We start from the raw sequence: 20,055 nt of genomic DNA, 5'->3' as shown, positions 1-20,055 counted from the left end.
ATTGTTCTACGTAGTGGAATGACCGTATGGTGGCGACGGTCACCACGAGTCACCGGCAGGGAATGTGTTACCGGCGGGTAGATTTCGAGGTGACCCGTCGTCACCGTGGATGGGCCGCGGTCGTACGCTGACAGCCAACGCCGTCTGTGGGAGGACCCGTGCTCTGGGTAGCGATCATCGGCCTGATCATGACAGTAGTCGCGCTCGCGCTCGCCGCGCGCCGCGTGCTGTTCCTCTATAAACTCGCCACCGTCGGGCCTCCAGCGCCCGAACGGATCGAGTACGCCAGAAACAACGTGGGAACCGAGGTCAAGACGCAGCTGGTCGAGGTCTTCGGCCAGAAGAAGCTGCTGAAATGGACCCCCTCTGGCACCGCCCACTTCTTCGTCATGTGGGCCTTCTTCATCCTGGCGACCGTCTATCTGGAGGCGTACGGCGCGCTGATTCAGGGAGCGATCACCGGCACGCCCGATTTCCACATCCCGCTCATCGGGACCTGGGCCGTGCTGGGCTTCCTGCAGGACTTCATCGCGGTCGCGGCCCTGTTCGGCCTGATCGCGTTCGCCGTCATCCGGGTCAAGAACTCGCCCAAGAAGCTGGGCCGCAGGTCCCGCTTCTCCGGCTCGCACCTCGGCGGCGCCTGGCTCGTCCTCTTCATGATCTTCAACGTGATCTGGACGATGTTCCTCTTCCGGGGCGCGGCCCACAACACCGGCAACCTCCCCTACGCCTCCGGAGCCTTCGCCTCCGAGGCCGCCGGCGCCGTGCTGCGGCCGCTGGGAGAGTCCGCCAACGAGGCCCTGGAGCACGTCGGCCTGCTGCTGCACATCGGCGTCATGCTGGTCTTCCTCGTGATCGTGGTGAACTCCAAGCACCTGCACATCTTCACCGCGCCGCTGAACGTGATGTTCTCCCGGCGCCCCGACGGCAACGGGCCCGCCCAGCCGATGCGGATCGACGGCAAGGTCGTCGACTTCGAGGACGAGGACCTCGACGGTGACAGGCTGGGCCGCGGCAAGATCGAGGAGACCACCTGGAAGGGCTTCCTCGACTTCTACACCTGCACCGAGTGCGGTCGCTGCCAGTCGCAGTGCCCCGCCTGGAACACCGACAAGCCGCTGTCGCCGAAGATGCTGATCCTCGACCAGCGCGACCACGCCTTCAAGGTCGCCCCGTATCTCGCGGCCACCGAGGAGCAGCGCGCCGACCTGCCCGAGGACGTGCTGTCCCTGCTGAGCAAGCCGCTGGTCGGCGAGGACGGCGTCATCCACCCCGACGTGCTCTGGTCCTGCACCAACTGCGGTGCCTGCGTCGAGCAGTGCCCGGTGGACATCGAGCACATCGACCACATCCTGGACATGCGCCGCTACCAGGCGATGGTGGAGTCGAACTTCCCGTCCGAGGCCGGCGTCATGGTCAAGAACCTCGAGAACAAGGGCAACCCGTGGGGGATGTCCGAGATGAAGCGGGCCGACTGGATCGAGGAGCTCGCGAGCCGCGACGACGACCCCATCGAGATCCAGCTCATCGACGAGAAGATGCCCGAGGACACCGAGTACCTCTTCTGGGTCGGCTGCGCCGGAGCCCTGGAGGACCGGGCCAAGAAGACCACGAAGGCGGTCGCGGAGCTGCTGCACATCGCGGGCGTGAAGTTCGCGGTGCTCGGCCCGATGGAGGCGTGCACCGGCGACCCGGCACGCCGCCTGGGCATGGAGTACCTGTTCGACATGCTCGCCAAGCAGAACATCGAGACGCTCAACGAGGCCGGGGTCAAGAAGATCGTCGCGACCTGCCCGCACTGCTTCAACACCCTCGCCAACGAGTATCCCCAGCTCGGCGGCACCTTCGAGGTCGTGCACCACACCCAGCTGCTGGCCAAGCTGGTCGACGAGGGCAAGCTGATCCCGGTCACGCCCATCGAGGAGAAGATCACCTACCACGACCCGTGCTTCCTCGGACGTCACAACAAGGTCTACTCCCAGCCGCGCGACATCATGGCCAAGGTGCCCGGCGTGCAGGCCCAGGAGATGCACCGCCACAAGGAACGCGGCTTCTGCTGCGGCGCCGGTGGCGCGCGGATGTGGATGGAGGAGCGGCTCGGCAAGCGCATCAACACCGAGCGCGTGGACGAGGCGCTGACCACCGACCCGGACACCATCTCGACCGCGTGCCCGTTCTGCCTGGTCATGCTGGGTGACTCGATCAACGAGAAGAAGAACGCGGGCGAGGCGAAGGAGACGCTGGAGGTCGTCGACGTCTCCCAGCTGCTGATCAAGTCCATCAAGGGCCGGCCCGCGGAGTCCTCCGCCTCCCCGGTCTGACCCGCTCCCGCTGTCGGGCACGGCCCGCGTGCCGCAGGCCGTGCCTGACAGCTGGTCAAGCTTCCACGAAAAGGACAGAGGCCCTGAAAGTCATCCTGTCTATAACAGAAAAATCACGGTAATCTCAACGTCGCGGAGCCGTTCGACGGGGAGGGGGCCAACGGTGCGTGTCGTCGTCACCGACGCCGAGGTCACGCTGGCCGACATCCTGACCCTCCGGCTGGCCATCGACGGGCCGCTCGCCGCCGACAGTGAGCTGGTCCTGCGCCAGCGGGGCACGGCCGTCGAGCACAGGCTGCCCCTGGGCGCGACCGGGGCCGAGGCGCGCGACGCGACGCTCGCCCTCTCGCTGGCCCCGCTGCCGCTCAGCCCGGGCCGCTGGGACACCTACCTCAAGCAGGACGGCTCGCGCACCAGGCTGCGCAGCGTCGATCCCGGCTTCTCCCTCGACCATCTCGACGCCTACGCGCTGAGCAGGCGCACGCTGGCCTACCGGGCCTACCGGACGCGCAACGGCTTCCTGGCCCTGAAGATCGACGACGCGCAGCCGGTCGCCGAGGTCCGCGCCGTCTGGTTCCGCGAGGGCCGCTTCGAGGTGACCGGGCTGCTGGCCTTCACCGGTCTCGACGACGACGAGTCCCGGCACGAGGCACGGCTCGCGCTGCGCCGCGGCGGCCCCGACGCCGAGCTGACCTCGGCCGCGACGGTCCAGGGGGTGCGCTTCCACGCCGCGCTCTCCCTGTGCGACGTGCTCGCCGCGGCTCCCGAGCAGCCGGGGATCTGGGAGCCCACGCTGGAGATCGACGGCCTGCCCGCGCCGCTCCGTCTCGGCTCCCGCCTCGACGACGTGAACGGCAAGCGCCGCCGCCTCCAGTACCCGGCGGTGCGGATCGACGGCGTGCCGATCAGGCCCTGCTACACCGCGGACGACGAGCTCAGGATCGAGGTGGGGGGATGAGGATCTGCATGCTCGTCCCCTCGGTCTACGGCATGCGCGGCGACGTCCGGTCGGTCGTCAACCTCGCCGAGGAGCTCGCCGAGCGCCACGACGTGGAGATCCTCAGCGTCCGCCGGCACCGTGAGAGACCGTTCTTCCCGGTCTCGCCGAAGGTGACGCTGTCCTGGATCGTCGACGCCCAGCCCGGGGTGCGGCACCTGCTGCCACGGGGCCAGATGCGCACCGAGGTCGCGCTGTGGCGGCGCCTGCGCGGGCTCAAGGCCGACGCGGTCATCAGCACCAGGCCGGGTCTGAGCGTCCAGGTGGCCAGGCACGCCCCCCGCGAGATCGTGCGGATCGCCAGGGAGTGGGGCCGCCCGCCGCTGCCGGGGTCGATCGCCAAGTTCTACCCCCGCCTCAGCGCGGTCGTCACCGCGACCGAGCGGAGCAGGCAGGACTGGAGCCGCCTGCTGAACGGCGGCGACGTCGAGGTGATCCCCGACGCGCTGCCCGCCGGCCCCTGGCCGCGCTCGCGCATGGACAACCGCATCATCGCCGCGGGCGGGCGCTGGGAGCCGGTGAAGGCCTACGACCGGCTGGTCCGCGCCTTCGCCGTCGTCGCGGACAAGCGCCCCGACTGGCGGCTGCGCCTGTACGGCGGCGGCCCCGAGGAGAGGCGCCTGCGAGCCCTGGTCCAGGAGCTGAACCTGCACAACCACGTCTACTTCATGGGGACGACGGCCGACCTGACCGGTGAGTTCGCCAAGGCGTCGATCGTGGCGGTGACCTCCAGGGACGAGACGCCCGGGATGACGGTGATCGAGGCGATGGCCAGCGGGGTGCCGGTGATCGGGTTCGACAGCCCGAGCGGTCCCGGGAAGCTCGTGGTCGACGGCCGCAGCGGAGTCCTGGTCGCCGAGGGAGACGGCGAGATCGAGGCCTACGCCTCGGCGCTGCTGGCGCTCATCGACGACGAGCGGCGGCGCAGGGAACTGGCCGCGGGTGCGCTGGGGGCGGCGGCGGTCCATACGGCGCCCGCCGTCGCCGGGCAGTGGGAGAAACTGATCGCGGCCACTTCCCGTTGCGCCTGACGCGGGTACGGTTGGGGCATGCATGGCTACAGCGGAGACAAGCAGGCCTATCTGACCAGGCTACGGCGGGTCGAGGGGCAGATCAGGGGCCTGCAGCGCATGGTCGATGAGGATGCCTACTGCATTGACGTGCTGACCCAGGTGTCGGCCGCCACGCGAGCGCTCCAGGCCGTGGCGCTCGGCCTTCTGGAGGATCACATCGCGCACTGCGTCGCCGACGCGGTCAACTCCGGCGGCCCGGAGGCGCAGGAGAAGATCAAGGAGGCCTCGGCGGCGATCGCGCGCCTTGTCCGTTCGTGACTAGTCACCGGACCATCTTCACGAACCAGGTCCCGGACTCCGTCGGGGAGTCCGGGACTAGGCCGTTCAGACAGTTCTTCCATCGGCTTCAGCAGATCGCCGAAGCGCTTAACCCGAGCGCGTTGTCGAGCTCAGCCAAGGTGAGCGGCCGTTCGCTGATGGCAACGGCGGTCAGTACCTCGGCATAGAGTGCGATCTCGTCCAACGCGACACGGTCGTGGACTCTAGAGTCCAGGTCGTCGTGCCCCACCGCGTCGTCCTTCCTTCCGCAGCCCACACCCACTTCGAGGTTACGGTGGGAGGTCTTGCGTGCCCATGGCCCATCGGGACCATTCCTCGCGGCGTCACCACAACCTCAGGAGGATCGTTTCCCGCTCCTGAGATCACAATTCGGCAAATTGCGAGATATATAAAGTGTATAGAGATATGTGAGGAGTGAAAGTTAAATAAATGGCTCTGTGGGTCAAATGCGCTGAGACTCGTCAAAAGTGACGGGGGAAGGTCCCCGAGACTCCTGGGACGGGATCGTCCCGCTCGTGCGTCAGGAGATGCACGACCGCCGAGGCCGTGGCGAACCCGCGCTCCGGCACCGCCGTCCCGGTGAGGCGGCACCACGCGAGCCCCGTGGCGTAGGCGGCGCCCAGCAGCGCCGCCGCTCCCGCCCTGCCCGGTGGGTGCAGCGCCGAGGGCAGCCCCCCGGAACGCGGCCAGCAGCCCCGCAGCGGGTGGGACGGGTCGGAGAGCACCACGTGGAGGATGTGGCGCAACTCCGGGTCCAGCCACGGGTAGAGCGCGTCGGCCGTCCTGGAACCGAACGGCGTCAGGTCGGCGGCGAGCAGCGAGGCCGCGACGGCCCTGGGATCCGCGCCCTTGGGGACGATGAACCCCAGCGTCTCGACCAGGTCGTAGATCGCGTGCTGGAAGTGCTCCCCGGGGGAGGTGTCCGGCAGCGTCACGTGGGGCGGGCAGCGCGACAGCCACGCCTGCCGTACCGCGTCGTCGCCGAAGCGCGCGACGTCGTGGTCGGTCCCGGTACGGCGGAGCACCGGCTGCACCATGGTCAGCAGGGCGTCGGCCCGGGGCCGGAAACGGGGGTCGTTCCTGATGATCGCGGCCGTGTCGGCCATCAGCGCGACCAGCCTGAGCCCGGCCTCCGGGTGGCCGGCCCTGGCCCGCTCGCCGTACAGCGCGGCCAGGTCGTGCAGCGAGGCGGGAGGCAGCCAGCGGACCCACTCGTCGCCGGGCAGCGGGCGGGCCAGGAACTCGCCGAACATCGACAGCAGGACCTCGTTGCCGTCGAAGGCCGGCGCGTAGGCGCACCACATGAGCGTGCCCCAGATCGCGGCGACCGGGCTGGGCACCTCCCCGGCGAAGACCTCGGTGAAGGGGCCGGTGAGCGGGAAGTCCTCCCTGCGCCTGCCACGCTGGGAGACGACCAGCTCGCGGACCCGCTCGGTGATCTCCGGGGGCACGTCCGGGCCGACGAACCCCTGGACGGATCCCCGGTCCGCGGTGAAGTCGTGAACGCCGGGGACCAGGTGCGGCAGGATCACCGAGGTGGCCTGGATCACGTGCGCCGCCGCGCGCAGCCTCGGATCGGCCGGCGGGGCTGCCAGGTGCCAGCGACCGTCGGCCGGGTCCTGGCGGTACCACCGGGCGTGCGCCCCGAACAGCCAGCGGCCGCCGTCCGGAGTGGCCAGGGTGCGCAGCGCGACGGCCTGGGCCCGCGCGGGCAACGGGAGCGCCGACCACCGAGGGTCGGCGACCACGAGGCGCACATCCCTCTCGATGGCGTCGAAACCATCCCACTGCCGCACGGCGGTCATGTTACCGATGGCCTCTCCGCGCGTCAGCGACCCCGTGGATCATCGCAGGTGGCGCGGTGAGTGCTCGGGCGCGTTCGGGCGGGTGTCCGGGGGGCCGCTCAGGCGGGGGTGACGACGGTCGCGGCGCGGTGCCGCGCGGCCTTGGCGATGTAGTTGTCGGGGGTGCGGGCGAAGGAGGCGCGGTCGTCGTCGGTGAGCTCACGCACGATCTTTCCGGGGACGCCCGCGACGAGCACCCCCGCGGGGATCCGCTTGCCCGGTCCGACCAGCGCGCCCGCCGCGATCAGCGAGCCCGCGCCGATCCGGGCCCCGCCGAGCACGATCGCGCCGATGCCGACGAGCGCGCCGGTCTCCACGTGGGCGCCGTGCACCATGGCCTTGTGGCCGAGGCTGACCCGGTCCTCCAGCACCGCGGGCTCGCGGGGGTCGGCGTGCAGGCAGCACAGGTCCTGGATGTTGCACTCCTCGCCGACCTCGATGAGCTCGTCGTCGCCCCGCAGGACGGATCCGTACCAGACGTTCGAGGCGCGGCCGAGCCGTACCCGGCCGACCACCACGGCTCCGGGGGCGACGTAGGCGTCGGGATGGATCAGGGGGGTCGCGTCGCCGTCGAGGGAGGCGACGTACGGGATGGCGTTCATGCGGTCGATGTTACGCGGAGTGAGGTTGTCCGATATTTCCGCAAGCCGGTGGCGCGTTCCGGTTGCGGTCTTGGGCAGTAAGCAGGAAAGTCGTCTCCTGACGTCTCCTTTCCCGCCACACAACCTCCACGGGTAGCGCCATGACAAACCAGCACGAGAGCTTTCCAGATCTGATGCATGAGGACTCGTTCGAGGTCGTCATGCGTGGCTACAGTCGCCGCCAGGTCCACGACTACATGAACCGTACCCGCAACCAGATCCGAGATCTGGAGGAACGGCTCGCGCGGTCGATCGACCAGGCCGAGCAGGGCCGCGTGGAGCTCGCGGAGGCCCGGCGGCGTCTTTCCGACGCCCCGCAAGACTACGACGAGCTCGGTGAGCGGCTCAGCCAGATCCTGAAGCTGGGCGAGGAGGAGGCCGCCGCCAAGCGGCAGGTCGCCACCGCCGAGGCCAACAAGCTCTGCGACGACGCGACCGCCGAGGCCGAGCGGATGGTCAACTCGGCCATGGAGCGTGCCGAGGGCATCATGAACGCCGCGCAGCAGGAGGCCGAGCGCCGGGTCGCCGACGCGACGAACACGGCCGAGCAGATGCTCTCCCAGGCGGGGGGCGACGCGGAGGAGACCCTCAACGCCGCCCGCACCGAGTCCGACGAGACGCTGCGCGCGGCCCGCACCGAGGCCGAGCGGATGGTCACCTCCGCCAGGCAGGAGGCTGAGCGGACGGTCGAGGGCGCCCGCGCCGAGGCCGAGTCGACCGTGACCTACGCCAACGCCGAGGCCCACGCCACGCTGACGTCGGCCCAGCAGCGTGCCACGATCCTGGACGAGACGACGGGACGCCGGGTCACCTACCTCACCGACACCCACCACGAGGTCATGCGCCGTCTCAACGAGATGGGCGCCGTCCTCGGCGACCTGCTGCACCGGGAGGGCGTCGCGGGGCCGCTGGTCGACGAGGACGCGGTGCTTCCCCCGGCTCCGGCCCAGCCCGCTCTCACCGCCCCCGCTCCGGCGGGCGCGCCGGAGGCCGAGGACGACTTCGAGTCCGGGACGGAGTTCGACGCCTTCGGGGCCGGGACGGCGTTCGCCGCCGAGAGGGAGGCCGCTCCCAGGGCGGGCGCGCCGCTCGACGTCGAGCCCGACGTCGAGGCCGTCCGGGTGATCGTGGACGACGATGACGAGGGGCGCAACGGCTCCTACGCCGCGGGCAGGCGTGACCAGGGTCTCGACGACACCGACGCGACCGCGGGGCAGGCGGCCAGGGAGAACGACGAGTACGTCACCCGGAGGTAGCCGGATGCCGGGCCGGTCGCGGTCGAATCCCATGCCACGGCCGTACGGTCCTTGATATCAAGCGGAGCCCGAGGCCGGAGGAGGCCGAACGGAGCCGGAGTCAGGCGGAGCCCGAGGCCGGGCGAGGCCCGGCGGAGCCGGAGGCGGGCGAAGTCCGAGCCGGGCGAGAGATGAGGCCGAGCGGAAACCCCCGCCCCCGATAGGGTCGGGGGCTTCCGCGATTGGGGGCCCGGCGCCGGGGCCGCGAAGTCCGCTGACCCGGGCACCGGGCGGCTCGTCAGGAGTCCTCTCCGACGGATCCGTCGGCTCCATCGGATTCGTCGTCGAATCCGTCGGAGAGGTCCTGCTGGTCTCGTAGCTGCTCGCGCAGCTTCTCCGGATCGTCCGCGTCGATGGTCATGGCGCAGCCGAGATCGCGCTGGGCGGAGGTCAGCGGGTGGTGGCGGGTGGCCCACCACCTGCCCGCGTCGCTCCGCCAGATCGTCCACTCGGGAAACTCCCGGGCGATTTCCGCCAGATGCCGGTCGAATGACATCCCTGCACCTTCCCCGCGCCCAGGCCCTCGCGACGTTCTACTTCTCGAAGGTGATGCACTTCTCTAGAGAAATCAATGATCGTGAAGGACAGGTCAACCTATCGCTTGACGACCGGGCTTGATCTATGAGTCGAAGTCGTACTGGAGTACATAGGAGGCGGCGTCGAGGGTCATCTCGTTGACCTCGACGGGGACGCCCTCAGCCGTGTAGGCGATCCGGCAGATCACGACGACCGGGGTGCCCGCCGGCAGGTCGAGCTGGACGGTCTCGTGCGGATGCGGCATCCGGGCACGCACCTCCTCGGTGAAGTGCGCCGGCGCGTGGCCGAGATCGCCCAGGCGCGCGTAGACGCCTCCCGGCCCCGTGTCCTCCCGCGTGATCGGGGTGTCCTCGACCAGCGCGGCGGGGAAGTGGGAGACGGACAACTGGACGGGTCTGCCGTCCACCGAATAGCGCCTGCGGCGCACCCAAACCTCGGTGCTGTTCAGGACCCGGGCCACGGCCTCCTCCGCGATCTCCCGGTCGATGTTCACGTCGTCCACGGTGTAGGGACGGCCGGCGGTGTCGGAGTCCCAGATCGCCTGCCCCTGCCCCCACTGCCGCTGGGAGAGCCGTCGCGAGCCGTGCCGCCTGATCGGGCGGAACAGCCGGACGTAGACTCCCGAGCCGCGCTTGGGCACGGCCAGTCCTTCGTTGATGAGTACGGACAGGGCCTGTCTGGCCGTCGCGCGGGCTATGCCGTACTCGGCCATGAGGGCGTTCTCGCCCGGAAGCCGGTCCCCGTCTCGGAGTTCACCGGACAGGATCGCTTCGCGAAGTCCGTCGGCGATGCGCCGGTAGATCGGGGGCTCGGGAGGAACCGGGGACTGCTGCACGTTTTATCACCCTCTGTCACCAACCGGGTTTGGCGTCTCCAGAGAACTTGCCCCGTCTTGTCCACGATCGCACAGATGCAGAGGTTGGTCCCGTGCTTCTTTTGAGCGGATCGTGCCCGTGTGGCGATCTGCGGGGGTTTTTCCGGGCCGTTACCGTGGAACGGTCCCAGCCGCTATTGTCCGGGCCCACCACCTCCGCGTGACGGCGGCGGCCAGTACCGCACCCGCCGTGTTGATCAGCACGTCGTCGACGGAGCTCACCCTGCCCAGGCGCAGGCCGTACTGCAGGAGCTCGACGGTGCACGACGCGGCCGCGGCGACCCCCGCGACCCTGGTGAACGAGGCGAAGCGCGCCGAGCGGACCGGGAGCAGGGCGCCGAGCGCCGCGAAGACCAGGAGATTCCCTCCGACCTGCACGAACAGTGTGTCGGCCGATCCTCGCAGCAGCAGGAGAAGATCCCTGAACGGGATGAGGCTGACGGTGCTCGGGACCGGGGCGGGGGTGAGGATCATCCAGATCCAGGGGGCGGTGCCGACCGCCATGGCGACGTCGGCGGCGGCCGTGCGGAGGGGGAGGGGGTGACCGTTCCGCGCCCGGCGGCGGGCGAGCAGCCAGGCGGTGAGGACGGCGAGCGGGATCGCCAAGACGCTCGCGATGATGACATTTCCCCATAAGATCCACACCTGTTGCATGGGGCAATGATGTCGGGGGCGGAACCGGAGTGGAGCCCTCCGAGGACACAGGAAGGTGACCTTCGGGTAAGGGACGCCCGGACCGCCGGAAACGGCGCCACGGCCTCGGCCCGATCGTCGCCTGGACGCGGCTCAGGCTCACCCTCCCGCCCCCGCGCCACCCGGCGGGGGCCGAGGGGCGGGGCTCAGCGGAGACGCCGCTCCAGGAAGCCCAGGACCCGCTCCCAGGCCTCGGGTGCGGCCTGCGGGTCGTGGAACTGCGGGGCCTCGTGGTTGAGGAAGGCGTGCCCGGCCCGTTCGGCGACGTACGTCTCCACGTTCGGCCGATCCGCGGCGGCCCGCTCCACCTGGGCGACCTGGTCGCGGGGGATGTAGGGGTCCGAGCCGCCGAAGACGAACAGCAGCGGGGCGGTGATCTTCTCCATCAGCCCTGTCGCCCCCGGTACGGCCGAGCCGTAGCACGACGCCACCGCGTCCGTCTCGACGGCGGTCGCCAGGAGGTAGGCGATCGAGCCGCCCAGGCAGAAGCCGAGCACCCCGGTCCCGCCGTCCGCCTCGGGCAGCGCGCGCAGACGGGCCAGTGCCAGGGCCGAGTCGGCCACCCCCTGCGGGACGTCGAACCGCGAGGCCACCTTCAGCGACTCCGCCGTCCCGGCCTCGTCGTTGTCGGACGCCCAGCCGGGCTGGATCCGCCAGAAGAGGTCCGGCGCGCCGACGACGTATCCCAGCCCCGCCAGCTTCTCGGCGACCTGCCTGATGTACGGCCCGACCCCGTAGATCTCCTGGATCAGCAGGACGGCCGGGCCGCTCCCGCTCTCCGGCACCCACAGGTGCAGATCGAACGAGCCGTCGGCGACGGTCACCTTCTCGGTGCGGGTTTCCATGGAGGTTTCCTCCTGCGAACTGGTCGATCGAACGGACAGCGAGCCGTGTACCCGCCGAACCCGGGGGGACACGAAGTCTCGACGTGATCATCCATCTCGCGGGCCCGTGGCGGGGCTTCGGGCGGGGTTCCACGTCGTCCCCGGTGTCTCCGGGCGGCGCCGGTGAACGTGCCCGGGGCCCGGGGCCCGGGGTCAGGAGGAGGGGGAGGGAGCGTGGGAGGAGGTGAAGACGGGGGAGCCGTTGATGTCGAGGTCGCCGGGCCGTACCGGGACCATCGCCGTGTAGCCGATGACTCCCATGGTCATCCCCTCCTTGAGGCCGCGAAGGACGCTGAAGGCGGAGCCGTCGTAGTGCGAGAAGTAGTACTCGTTGTCGTTGCTCGTGTCACGCTTCTTCGCCGACCATCCCTTGTCGGGGGGAAACGGGGGATGACCTTCTTGGCGACGATCTCATCGAAGTCCTCGGGCGTCGGAGGTGCCGCCGTGAACCGTCCGTGCCTTTTCGGCCCTTCTCATGGCCGGTCGGCGCCGGGACCGGGCTTCGATTCCGGTGGTTCGCCCAGCGTGACGCCCCGGCTGCCACGTCGGACGGGTGGCTCGCTCCCGTGGCCACTCCTGAATAGGTGATTTGTCGGGAAATTCGACCGAGGAAAGAGGTACGGCCGACCGTTCGCTTTCAACGGCCGGCGATTCTGTGTTCCCTGAAGTTCCCCTGAAGTCCCCCCTGAAGTCCCTCCAAGGTTCCCCGAATCCCCCCGTCGGCGAATCGGTGTGAGCCCTCAGATGCCTCGGGTGAGGGCGCGGGAGATGCCGAGGGCGGCGGCTTTGACGGCGGGGGCCAGGCGGGTCGGCTGGAAGCGGGCCAGGGGGACGGAGACCGACAGGGCGGCGACCGCCATGCCGTCGCCGAACACCGGCGCCGCGATGCAGGCGCCCCCCAGCTGGGACTCCTCGCGCTCGTAGGCCAGGCCCGCGACCTGGATCTGGCCGAGGGTCTCCTCAAGACGCTGCGGGTCCACGATCGAGTGGGGGGTCAGGCGGCGCAGGGGACGGCTCAGGACCTCCTCGATCAGCTCGGGGGCCGAGTAGGCCAGCAGGGCCTTGCCGATCCCGGTGCAGGTCAGCGGGAGACGGCCGCCGACGCGGGAGGGCAGGGCGAAGGACTCCTGGCCGCGGATCTTCTCGACGTAGACCACGTCCAGGCCGTCGCGCACGCCCAGATGCAGGGTTTCGTGCGTGGCCTCGTAGAGGTCGTGCATGAAGGGGAGTGCCGCGTGTCTCAGATCGCGTTCGAGGGGCACGATGGAACCGAGTTCGAACAGGCGGCGGCCGAGGTAGTAGCCGTCGTCGCGGCGGGTGATCGCGCCGATCTCGGTGAGTTCGGTGAGGAGCCTGAAGGCGGTGGTCTTGGGCAGGTGGCAGCGCTCGGCCACCTCGGTGAGCCGCAGCGGGCCTCCCGTGGGGCGGAACGAGTCCAGCACGAGCCAGGACTTCTCCAGCATCGACAGGCGGTCGGGGTTCCGTTTCACGGAACACATTGTTGCCCATGAAGGGCTCGCCCCCATATACCCATACATAGTGACCCAGGAGGGTCCTTTCGGGAGGAGAAGCCTTGTCTGACCTGGTGACCCACTTCATCGGCGGGGTACCGGTCGCCGAGGGCGCGACGTTCGCCACCCACGACCCGGTGACCGGGAAGCCGGTCCGTCTGGTCCACGAGGCGGACCGGGCCGTCGTCGACCGGGCGGTGACCGCCGCCCGCGCGGCCCTGCCCGGCTGGGCGGCGCTGCCGGTGGCGGAACGGGCCGTGTGGATGCGCCGTCTGGCCGACGCGGTCGAGGAGCGGTTCGAGGAACTGGTGGCCGCGGAGATCGCGGACACCGGTAAGTCGATCACGCAGACCCGCACCCTGGACATCCCGCGCGGAGCGGCCAACTTCCGGTCCTTCGCCGAGATCGCCGCCCAGCGCCCGGAGAACGCCTTCCACCTGACGGACGTGCTGAGCTACACAGTGCGCAAGCCGCTCGGCGTGGTCGCGGTCATCGTGCCGTGGAACCTGCCGTTCCTGCTGGCGACCTGGAAGATCGGTCCCTCGCTCGCGGCGGGCAACACCATCGTGGTCAAGCCCTCCGAGCACACGCCGAGCTCGGTCGCCGTGCTGGCGGACATCGCCGCCGAGATCGGCCTGCCGCCGGGTGTCCTGAACGTCGTGCACGGCTTCGGCGGCGGCTCGACCGGCCAGTTCCTGGTGGAGCACCCGGGGGTCGACGCGGTCACCTTCACCGGCGAGAGCCGTACCGGGTCGACGATCATGAAGAGCGTGGCGGACCGGGTCAAGCCGGTCTCGTTCGAGCTGGGCGGCAAGAACGCCGGGCTGGTCTTCGCGGACGCCGACCTGGACGCGGCCGTCGAGGGCAGCGTGCGCTCGGTCTTCACCAACGGCGGCCAGGTCTGCCTGTGCACCGAGCGGCTCTACGTGGAGCGGCCCGTCTTCGAGGAGTTCGTCACGCGGCTGGCCAAGCGGGCCGGGGAGCTGCGGTTCGGGCGTCCCGAGGACGAGGACACCACGATGATGCCCATGATCTCCGCCGAGCACCGGGACAAGGTGCTGTCCTACTACCGCCTCGCCGAACAGGACGGCGCCGAGTTCAGGGCGGGCGGCGGCGTGCCGAGCTTCGGCGACGACCGCGACGGGGGATACTACGTCGAGCCGACCGTGCTGACCGGCCTGCCGCAGAGCTCCAGGGTGAACCGGGAGGAGATCTTCGGCCCGGTCTGCCACGTCACGCCGTTCGACACCGAGGCCGAGGCGATCGAGCTGGCCAACGACAGCGAGTACGGCCTGGCGGCGACGGTGTGGACCTCGCGGCTCAGCAGGGCCCACCGGGTCGCCCAGTCACTTGAGGCGGGCCTGGTCTGGGTCAACACCTGGTACCTCAGGGACCTGCGCACCCCGTTCGGAGGAGTGAAGCTGTCGGGCATCGGCAGGGAGGGCGGCACCAACTCCCTGGACTTCTACTCCGAACCCACCACGATCACGATCAAGCTGGAGCCGGGAAATGACTGATGAGTGGAGCGACGCCACCGACGTGCTCGTCGAGGCGGCGGACCAGCTTCTGGAGGCGGCCCGCACCGGCAAGCCGTGCCCGCCCGTGCGGCAGACGCTGCCGGCCGGGACCGCGGAGATCGGCTACGCGGTACAGGAGATCAACACCAGGCGGGCGCTGCACGAGGGGCGGCGGCTGGTCGGGCGGAAGATCGGCCTGACCTCCCCGGCGGTGCAGAGCCAGCTCGGCGTCGACCAGCCCGACTTCGGCATGCTCTTCGCGGACATGGCCTACCTCGACGGCCTGCCCGTGCCCACCGAGCGCTTCCTGCAGCCGAAGGCCGAGGCGGAGGTCGCGCTGGTCCTCAAGAGCGACCTGGTCGGCGGCCCCTTCACGGTGGCTGACGTCATCAGGGCGGTCGACTTCGCGCTGCCCGCGATCGAGATCGTCGACAGCCGGGTCGCCGGCTGGGACATCACACTCGTCGACACGGTCGCGGACAACGCCTCCAGCGGGGCGTTCGTCCTGGGCAACACCCCGGTCGACCTGCGCGGCCTGGACCTGCGGCTGGCCGGGATGACCCTGAACCGGGGCGGCCAGGAGGTCTCGACCGGCGTGGGCGCCGCCTGCCTGGGGCACCCGCTCAACGCCGCCGTCTGGCTGGCCAACGCGCTGGGCGCCAAGGACTTCCCGCTGCTGGCCGGGGACGTCGTGCTGACCGGGGCGCTCGGTCCCATGGTTCCCATCGAGTCCGGTGACGTTTTGGAGGCCCACATCGACGGCCTCGGTTCGGTAAGGGCGGTCTTCTCATGACCAGTGTCGAGTCCGGCGTGGTCGCCGGCACCTCCGGCGAGCACATCGATCCCCCCGCCCAGGGTGCGGCGAACGGCCGCAGGCCGGCGAGGATCGCGATCATCGGTTCCGGGAACATCGGTACCGACCTGATGTTCAAGGCCCTGCTGTCCAAGCGGGTCGAGGTCGTCGCCATGGCGGGCATCGACCCCGACTCCGACGGCCTCGCCCGTGCCAAGCGGCGCGGGGTGGCCACGACCCACGAGGGTGTCGAGGGCCTGGTCGCGCTGCCCGGCTTCGCCGGTGTCGACATCGTCCTCGACGCGACCTCGGCGAAGGCGCACCTGCACAACGAGCGGGTGCTGCGGGCGCACGGCAAGCGGGTCATCGACCTGACCCCCGCCGCAGTCGGGCCCTACGTGGTGCCTCCGGTGAACCTGGACGCCCACCTCGGCGAGCAGAACCTCAACATGGTCACCTGCGGCGGTCAGGCGACGATCCCGATCGTGGCGGCGGTGGCCTCACAGGTCCCGGTCCGGTACGCCGAGATCGTCGCCTCGATCGCCTCCAAGTCCGCCGGGCCCGGCACCCGCGCCAACATCGACGAGTTCACCGAGACGACCTCCCGGGCGATCGAGGAGGTCGGCGGGGCGGCCCAGGGCAAGGCGATCATCGTTCTCAACCCGGCCGAGCCGCCGCTGATCATGCGCGACACGGTCTACTGCCTCGTCGACGACTGCGACGAGGCCGAGGTGGCGCGGGCCGTGGAGGCCATGGTGGAGCGGGTCCGCGAGTACGTGCCCGGCTACCGGCTCAAGCAGGACGTGCAGTTCGACCGGATCCCGGAGGGTGAGCCGCTGCCGACCGGTGAGCGTACCGGAGGCGTCAAGGTGAGCGTCTTCCTGGAGGTCGAGGGCGCCGCCCACTACCTGCCCGCCTACGCGGGCAACCTGGACATCATGACCTCGGCCGCGCTGCGCACCGCCGAGCGGCTGGCGGAGGTGAACGCGTGAAACTCTACGTTCAGGACGTGACGCTGCGGGATGGCATGCACGCCATCCGGCACCGCTACACCACGGCCCAGGCCGCCGAGATCGCCGCCGCGCTGGACGCCGCGGGCGTGGCGGCCATCGAGATCGCCCACGGTGACGGCCTCGCCGGGGGCAGCTTCAACTACGGCGCGGGCGCGCACACCGACGAGGAGTGGATCGAGGCGGTCGCGGGAGCCGTACGGCAGGCGAAGCTGACGACCCTGCTGCTGCCCGGCATCGGCACCATCCACGACCTCAAGCGCGCCCACGCGCTCGGCGTGACCTCGGTCAGGATCGCCACCCACTGCACCGAGGCCGACATCTCCGCCCAGCACATCGCCACCGCGCGCGAGCTGGGCATGGACGTGGCCGGCTTCCTGATGATGTCCCACATGGCCCCGCCCGACGAGCTGGCCAGGCAGGCCAAGCTCATGGAGTCGTACGGCGCGCACTGCGTCTACGTGACCGACTCGGGCGGCGGGCTGACCATGGACGGGCTGCGGGAGCGGGTCCGGGCCTACCGCGAGGTGCTCGACGAGGAGACGGAGATCGGCGTCCACGCCCACCACAACCTGGGCCTGGGCGTGGCCAACTCGGTGGTGGCGGTGGAGAACGGCACCTACCGGGTCGACGCCTCCCTGGCCGGGATGGGCGCGGGCGCGGGCAACTGCCCGATCGAGGTGTTCGTCGCGGTCGCCGACCTGATGGGCTGGGAGCACGGCTGCGACCTAAACGCCCTGATGGACGCGGCCGACGACCTGATCAGGCCGCTGCAGGACCGCCCGGTGCGGGTGGACAGGGAGACGCTGACGCTCGGCTACGCCGGGGTCTACTCCAGCTTCCTGCGCCACGCCGAGGCCGCCTCGGCGCGCTACGGGATCGACACCCGGACCATCCTGACCGAGGTGGGCCGCCGCAGGATGGTCGGCGGCCAGGAGGACATGATCGTGGACATCGCGCTGGACCTGGCGCGTGCGGAGGGGAAGGCGTGACCGACATCCACAAGCTCGCCGCCGTGCTGGACCAGGCGGCCCGTACGGCTCGCGCGGTGGCGCAGCCGGAGCAGGACTACGACGTGGCCACCGCCTACCGGGTCCAGGAGGAGCTGCTGCGGCTCCGCCTGGAGCGGGGCGACCGCCTCGCCGGGGTGAAGCTGGGCTTCACCAGCGAGGGCAAGCGGCGTCAGATGGGCGTGCACGACGTGATCTTCGGCAGGGTTCCGGAGTCGTCGGCCGTTCTCGACGGCTCATACGCCGATATATCGGGATACATTCATCCGCGGATCGAGCCCGAGGTCGTCTACCTGATCGGCCGCCGCATCGCCACCGTCGCCGACGCCTTCGCGCCCGGCGCGGTCGTGGCCGCCGCGGCCGGAATCGAGATCATCGACTCCCGCTACGAGAACTTCCGGTTCTCGCTGCCGGACGTGATCGCCGACAACACCTCGGCCGCCGGATACGCGCTCGGCCCCTGGCAGCCCTACGACCCCGGCCTGTGGAACCTCGGGGTCGTCATGGAGCTCGACGGCCGTCCCGTCCAGACGGGGTCGACCGGCGCCATCCTGGGCGACCCGCGCCGGGCCGTGGCCGAGGCGGCGCGGCTGGCCGTACAGGCGGGCCTGGTCCTGGAGCCCGGCTGGATCCTGTTCGCGGGCGCCGCGACGCCCGCCGTCGCGCTCCCCTCGGGCGCGCACGTCAGGGTGGAGGTCCAGCACCTGGGCTCGGTCTCCTTCACCGCCACCGGCACCCCGGGGGCCGCCTCATGACCGGCGGAACGACCGGGGGAATGGTCGTCGGCGGCAAGGCCACGCCACGGGGGAGGTTCCCGCACGTCAAGCGGGCCGGGGACTTCATCTACGTGTCCGGCACCAGCTCCCGCAGGCCGGACAACACGATCGCGGGGGCCGAGGCCGACGAGTTCGGCACGGTCAAGCTCGACATCGCCGAGCAGACCAGGGCCGTGATCGACAACATCGGCGACATCCTCGCGGCGGCCGGAGCCGGCCTCGACGATCTCGTCCAGCTCACCGCCTACCTGGTGAACATGAACGACTTCGGCGGCTACAACGCCGTCTACGCGGAGTACTTCGACGAGACCGGGCCGACCAGGACCACCGTCGCCGTCCACCAGCTCCCGCACCCGCACCTGCTCATCGAGATCCAGGCAGTCGCCTACAAGCCGACGCAGAACCCTCAGGAGGGCCAGTGATACCACCCATCGACTTCACCAAGTGGATCGACGAGCACGCCCACCTGCTCAAGCCGCCGGTCGGTAACAAGGTCATCTTCGAGGACTCGAACGACCTCATCGTCATGGTCGTCGGCGGCCCGAACGCCCGGACCGACTTCCACGTCGACCCGTACGAGGAGCTGTTCTACCAGGTCCGCGGCAACATGCACATCAACGTCATGACCGAGAACGGGCCGGATACCGTGCACATCCAGGAGGGCCAGATGTGGCTGCTCCCGCCGAACCTGCCGCACTCGCCGCAGCGTCCCGAGGAGGGCTCGGTCGGCTTCCTCGTCGAGCGGATCAGGCCCGAGGGGGTGCTGGAGAAGTTCCGCTGGTACTGCCAGGAGTGCAACGCCGTCGTCCACGAGGTCGAGCTCCAGGTCCGCGACATCGTGAACGACCTGCCGCCGATCTTCCAGGCCTTCTACGACAGCCAGGAGGCCCGTACCTGTGACGCCTGCGGCGCACTCCACCCGGGCAAGGGATAGCCGTTGATCATCGACGCCCACACGCACCACGTCCCCAAGGGCTGGCCGGACCTCGGCTGGCCCGAGGCGCCCAGGCTCCGGATCGAGTCGGAGCGGGAGGCCATGATCCTGCTCGGCGACCGGGAGTTCCGCCGGATCCAGGACGACTGCTGGAACCCGGCGGTGCGCCTCGACCAGATGGACGCAGACGGGGTGGACGTCCAGGTCGTCTCGCCGACGCCGGTGTTCTTCTCCTACGAGCGTCCCGCGGCGCAGGCCGCGGGCGTCGCCAGGATCTTCAACGACCTGGCCCTGGAGATCTGCGCCTCCGAGCGGCTGGTGCCGTTCTGCCAGGTCCCGCTCCAGGACCCCGACCTGGCCTGCGCCGAGTTGGACCGGTGCCTGGCGGCGGGGCACGCGGGCGTCGAGATCGGCAACCACGTCGGGGACCGTGACCTCGACGACGCCGGGATCGTCCAGTTCCTCCAGCACTGCGCGGCCGTCGGCGCGCCCGTCTTCGTCCATCCATGGGACATGGCGGGCGGCCCCCGGCTGCAGCGCTGGATGGCCCAGTGGCTGGTCGGCATGCCCGCCGAGACCCACCTGTCGGTGCTCGCCCTGATCCTGGGCGGCGTCTTCGACCGGGTCCCGGACAGCCTGCGCATCTGCTTCGCGCACGGCGGCGGCTCCTTCGCCTTCTGGCTCGGCCGCTTCGAGAACGCCTGGCACCGCCGCAACGACGTGGTCGGGACCTCGGAGCTGCCGCCCTCGGCCTACGTGGAGCGCTTCAGCGTGGACTCGGTGGTCTTCGACGAGCGGGCGCTGCGGCTGCTGGTGGACACCATGGGGGAGGACCGGGTCATGCTCGGCTCCGACTTCCCCTACCCGCTGGGCGAGACGCCGGTCGGCTCGCTGATCCGGGGGGCGGGGTTCCTGTCGGACACCGCCCGCGCCAAGCTGCTCGGGGGCAACGCCGCGAGGTTCCTGGGCAGGTGAAGCCGCCGGCCCGGCCGGGTCCCGCCTGCCCGGCGACCCGGCCGGGACCCGGCCTTACGCCCCGAAACCCGGCCTTACGCCTCGAAACCCG

The 20,055-nt window shown here is 70.3% G+C and carries 21 protein-coding genes; 13 read left to right on the top strand and 8 right to left on the bottom strand.

Going from position 1 to position 20,055, the window contains the following annotated elements:
* Positions 1-158 precede the first annotated feature (158 nt).
* The 4 genes from AB0N02_RS17465 (at position 159) to AB0N02_RS17450 (ending at position 4,649) form a co-directional block, all read left to right on the top strand.
* Positions 159-2,321 (top strand): (Fe-S)-binding protein, encoded by a 2,163-nt coding sequence (locus AB0N02_RS17465; protein WP_363947106.1) that lies wholly within the window; start codon positions 159-161, stop codon positions 2,319-2,321.
* Between the two features lie 163 nt (positions 2,322-2,484).
* Positions 2,485-3,279 (top strand): hypothetical protein, encoded by a 795-nt coding sequence (locus AB0N02_RS17460; RefSeq protein WP_363947103.1) that lies wholly within the window; start codon positions 2,485-2,487, stop codon positions 3,277-3,279.
* Positions 3,276-4,349, top strand: a complete 1,074-nt coding sequence (locus tag AB0N02_RS17455) for a glycosyltransferase (protein WP_363947100.1) — start codon at positions 3,276-3,278, stop codon at positions 4,347-4,349. Before AB0N02_RS17460 ends, AB0N02_RS17455 begins: the two co-directional genes overlap by 4 nt.
* An 18-nt stretch (positions 4,350-4,367) precedes the next feature.
* A complete protein-coding gene (locus AB0N02_RS17450) occupies positions 4,368-4,649 on the top strand; it encodes a metal-sensitive transcriptional regulator (protein WP_363947097.1) in 282 nt (93 codons plus the stop codon).
* 88 nt (positions 4,650-4,737) lie between these two features.
* Here the strand turns inward: AB0N02_RS17450 and AB0N02_RS17445 are convergent, their stop codons facing one another.
* The 3 genes from AB0N02_RS17445 to AB0N02_RS17435 form a co-directional block, all read right to left on the bottom strand.
* The gene (locus AB0N02_RS17445) at positions 4,738-4,899 is read right to left on the bottom strand and encodes a hypothetical protein (protein ID WP_012895481.1); all 162 of its coding nucleotides are present in this window, start codon (positions 4,897-4,899) and stop codon (positions 4,738-4,740) included.
* 232 nt (positions 4,900-5,131) lie between these two features.
* Positions 5,132-6,475: a hypothetical protein gene (locus tag AB0N02_RS17440; protein WP_363947094.1), complete on the bottom strand. Its 1,344-nt coding sequence runs from the start codon at positions 6,473-6,475 to the stop codon at positions 5,132-5,134.
* A gap of 98 nt (positions 6,476-6,573) precedes the next feature.
* Positions 6,574-7,116: a gamma carbonic anhydrase family protein gene (locus AB0N02_RS17435; protein WP_363947091.1), complete on the bottom strand. Its 543-nt coding sequence runs from the start codon at positions 7,114-7,116 to the stop codon at positions 6,574-6,576.
* A 173-nt stretch (positions 7,117-7,289) separates the two neighbouring features.
* Between AB0N02_RS17435 and AB0N02_RS17430 the strand changes: the two genes are divergently transcribed.
* On the top strand, positions 7,290-8,411 hold the full coding sequence (locus AB0N02_RS17430; RefSeq protein ID WP_363947088.1) for a hypothetical protein: 1,122 nt from the start codon (positions 7,290-7,292) through the stop codon (positions 8,409-8,411).
* Positions 8,412-8,688: 277 nt separating this feature from the next.
* Here the strand turns inward: AB0N02_RS17430 and AB0N02_RS17425 are convergent, their stop codons facing one another.
* The 5 genes from AB0N02_RS17425 to AB0N02_RS17405 form a co-directional block, all read right to left on the bottom strand.
* Positions 8,689-8,946, bottom strand: a complete 258-nt coding sequence (locus AB0N02_RS17425; RefSeq protein ID WP_363947085.1) for a hypothetical protein — start codon at positions 8,944-8,946, stop codon at positions 8,689-8,691.
* A 123-nt stretch (positions 8,947-9,069) separates the two neighbouring features.
* Positions 9,070-9,822, bottom strand: a complete 753-nt coding sequence (locus AB0N02_RS17420; protein WP_363947082.1) for a GntR family transcriptional regulator — start codon at positions 9,820-9,822, stop codon at positions 9,070-9,072.
* Positions 9,823-9,972: 150 nt separating this feature from the next.
* Positions 9,973-10,467, bottom strand: coding sequence for a VanZ family protein (locus AB0N02_RS17415; RefSeq protein ID WP_363947080.1), 495 nt, complete (start codon positions 10,465-10,467; stop codon positions 9,973-9,975).
* A 233-nt stretch (positions 10,468-10,700) separates the two neighbouring features.
* Positions 10,701-11,399, bottom strand: coding sequence for a dienelactone hydrolase family protein (locus tag AB0N02_RS17410; protein WP_363947078.1), 699 nt, complete (start codon positions 11,397-11,399; stop codon positions 10,701-10,703).
* 779 nt (positions 11,400-12,178) lie between these two features.
* Entirely contained in the window at positions 12,179-12,937 is a 759-nt protein-coding gene (locus AB0N02_RS17405) for an IclR family transcriptional regulator (RefSeq protein ID WP_363947076.1), read from the bottom strand.
* Positions 12,938-13,011: 74 nt separating this feature from the next.
* On the opposite strand from AB0N02_RS17405, the gene AB0N02_RS17400 reads away from it, so the two are divergent.
* From AB0N02_RS17400 to AB0N02_RS17365, 8 genes are read left to right on the top strand one after another with little or no spacing between them, the layout of a single operon-like run.
* The gene (locus AB0N02_RS17400) at positions 13,012-14,466 is read left to right on the top strand and encodes a 2-hydroxymuconic semialdehyde dehydrogenase (protein ID WP_363947074.1); all 1,455 of its coding nucleotides are present in this window, start codon (positions 13,012-13,014) and stop codon (positions 14,464-14,466) included.
* On the top strand, positions 14,459-15,259 hold the full coding sequence (locus AB0N02_RS17395; protein ID WP_363947072.1) for a fumarylacetoacetate hydrolase family protein: 801 nt from the start codon (positions 14,459-14,461) through the stop codon (positions 15,257-15,259). Before AB0N02_RS17400 ends, AB0N02_RS17395 begins: the two co-directional genes overlap by 8 nt.
* Positions 15,256-16,251 (top strand): acetaldehyde dehydrogenase (acetylating), encoded by a 996-nt coding sequence (locus AB0N02_RS17390; RefSeq protein WP_363947069.1) that lies wholly within the window; start codon positions 15,256-15,258, stop codon positions 16,249-16,251. Before AB0N02_RS17395 ends, AB0N02_RS17390 begins: the two co-directional genes overlap by 4 nt.
* Positions 16,248-17,261 carry a 4-hydroxy-2-oxovalerate aldolase gene (gene dmpG, locus AB0N02_RS17385; RefSeq protein ID WP_363947066.1) on the top strand — a complete coding sequence of 338 codons (1,014 nt, stop codon included), beginning with the start codon at positions 16,248-16,250 and terminating at the stop codon, positions 17,259-17,261. The genes AB0N02_RS17390 and dmpG overlap by 4 nt, the downstream gene beginning before the upstream one ends.
* The gene (locus AB0N02_RS17380) at positions 17,258-18,034 is read left to right on the top strand and encodes a fumarylacetoacetate hydrolase family protein (protein ID WP_363947063.1); all 777 of its coding nucleotides are present in this window, start codon (positions 17,258-17,260) and stop codon (positions 18,032-18,034) included. Before dmpG ends, AB0N02_RS17380 begins: the two co-directional genes overlap by 4 nt.
* Positions 18,031-18,477, top strand: a complete 447-nt coding sequence (locus tag AB0N02_RS17375; RefSeq protein WP_363947061.1) for a RidA family protein — start codon at positions 18,031-18,033, stop codon at positions 18,475-18,477. Before AB0N02_RS17380 ends, AB0N02_RS17375 begins: the two co-directional genes overlap by 4 nt.
* Positions 18,474-18,989 (top strand): 3-hydroxyanthranilate 3,4-dioxygenase, encoded by a 516-nt coding sequence (locus AB0N02_RS17370; protein ID WP_363947058.1) that lies wholly within the window; start codon positions 18,474-18,476, stop codon positions 18,987-18,989. Before AB0N02_RS17375 ends, AB0N02_RS17370 begins: the two co-directional genes overlap by 4 nt.
* 3 nt (positions 18,990-18,992) lie before the next feature.
* Positions 18,993-19,964, top strand: coding sequence for an amidohydrolase family protein (locus tag AB0N02_RS17365; RefSeq protein WP_363947055.1), 972 nt, complete (start codon positions 18,993-18,995; stop codon positions 19,962-19,964).
* Positions 19,965-20,055: the final 91 nt, after the last annotated feature.

The organism is Streptosporangium sp. NPDC051022 (assembly GCF_040683035.1).
Lineage (GTDB): Bacteria > Actinomycetota > Actinomycetes > Streptosporangiales > Streptosporangiaceae > Streptosporangium.
This window is presented reverse-complemented; position numbering and strand designations above follow the sequence as displayed.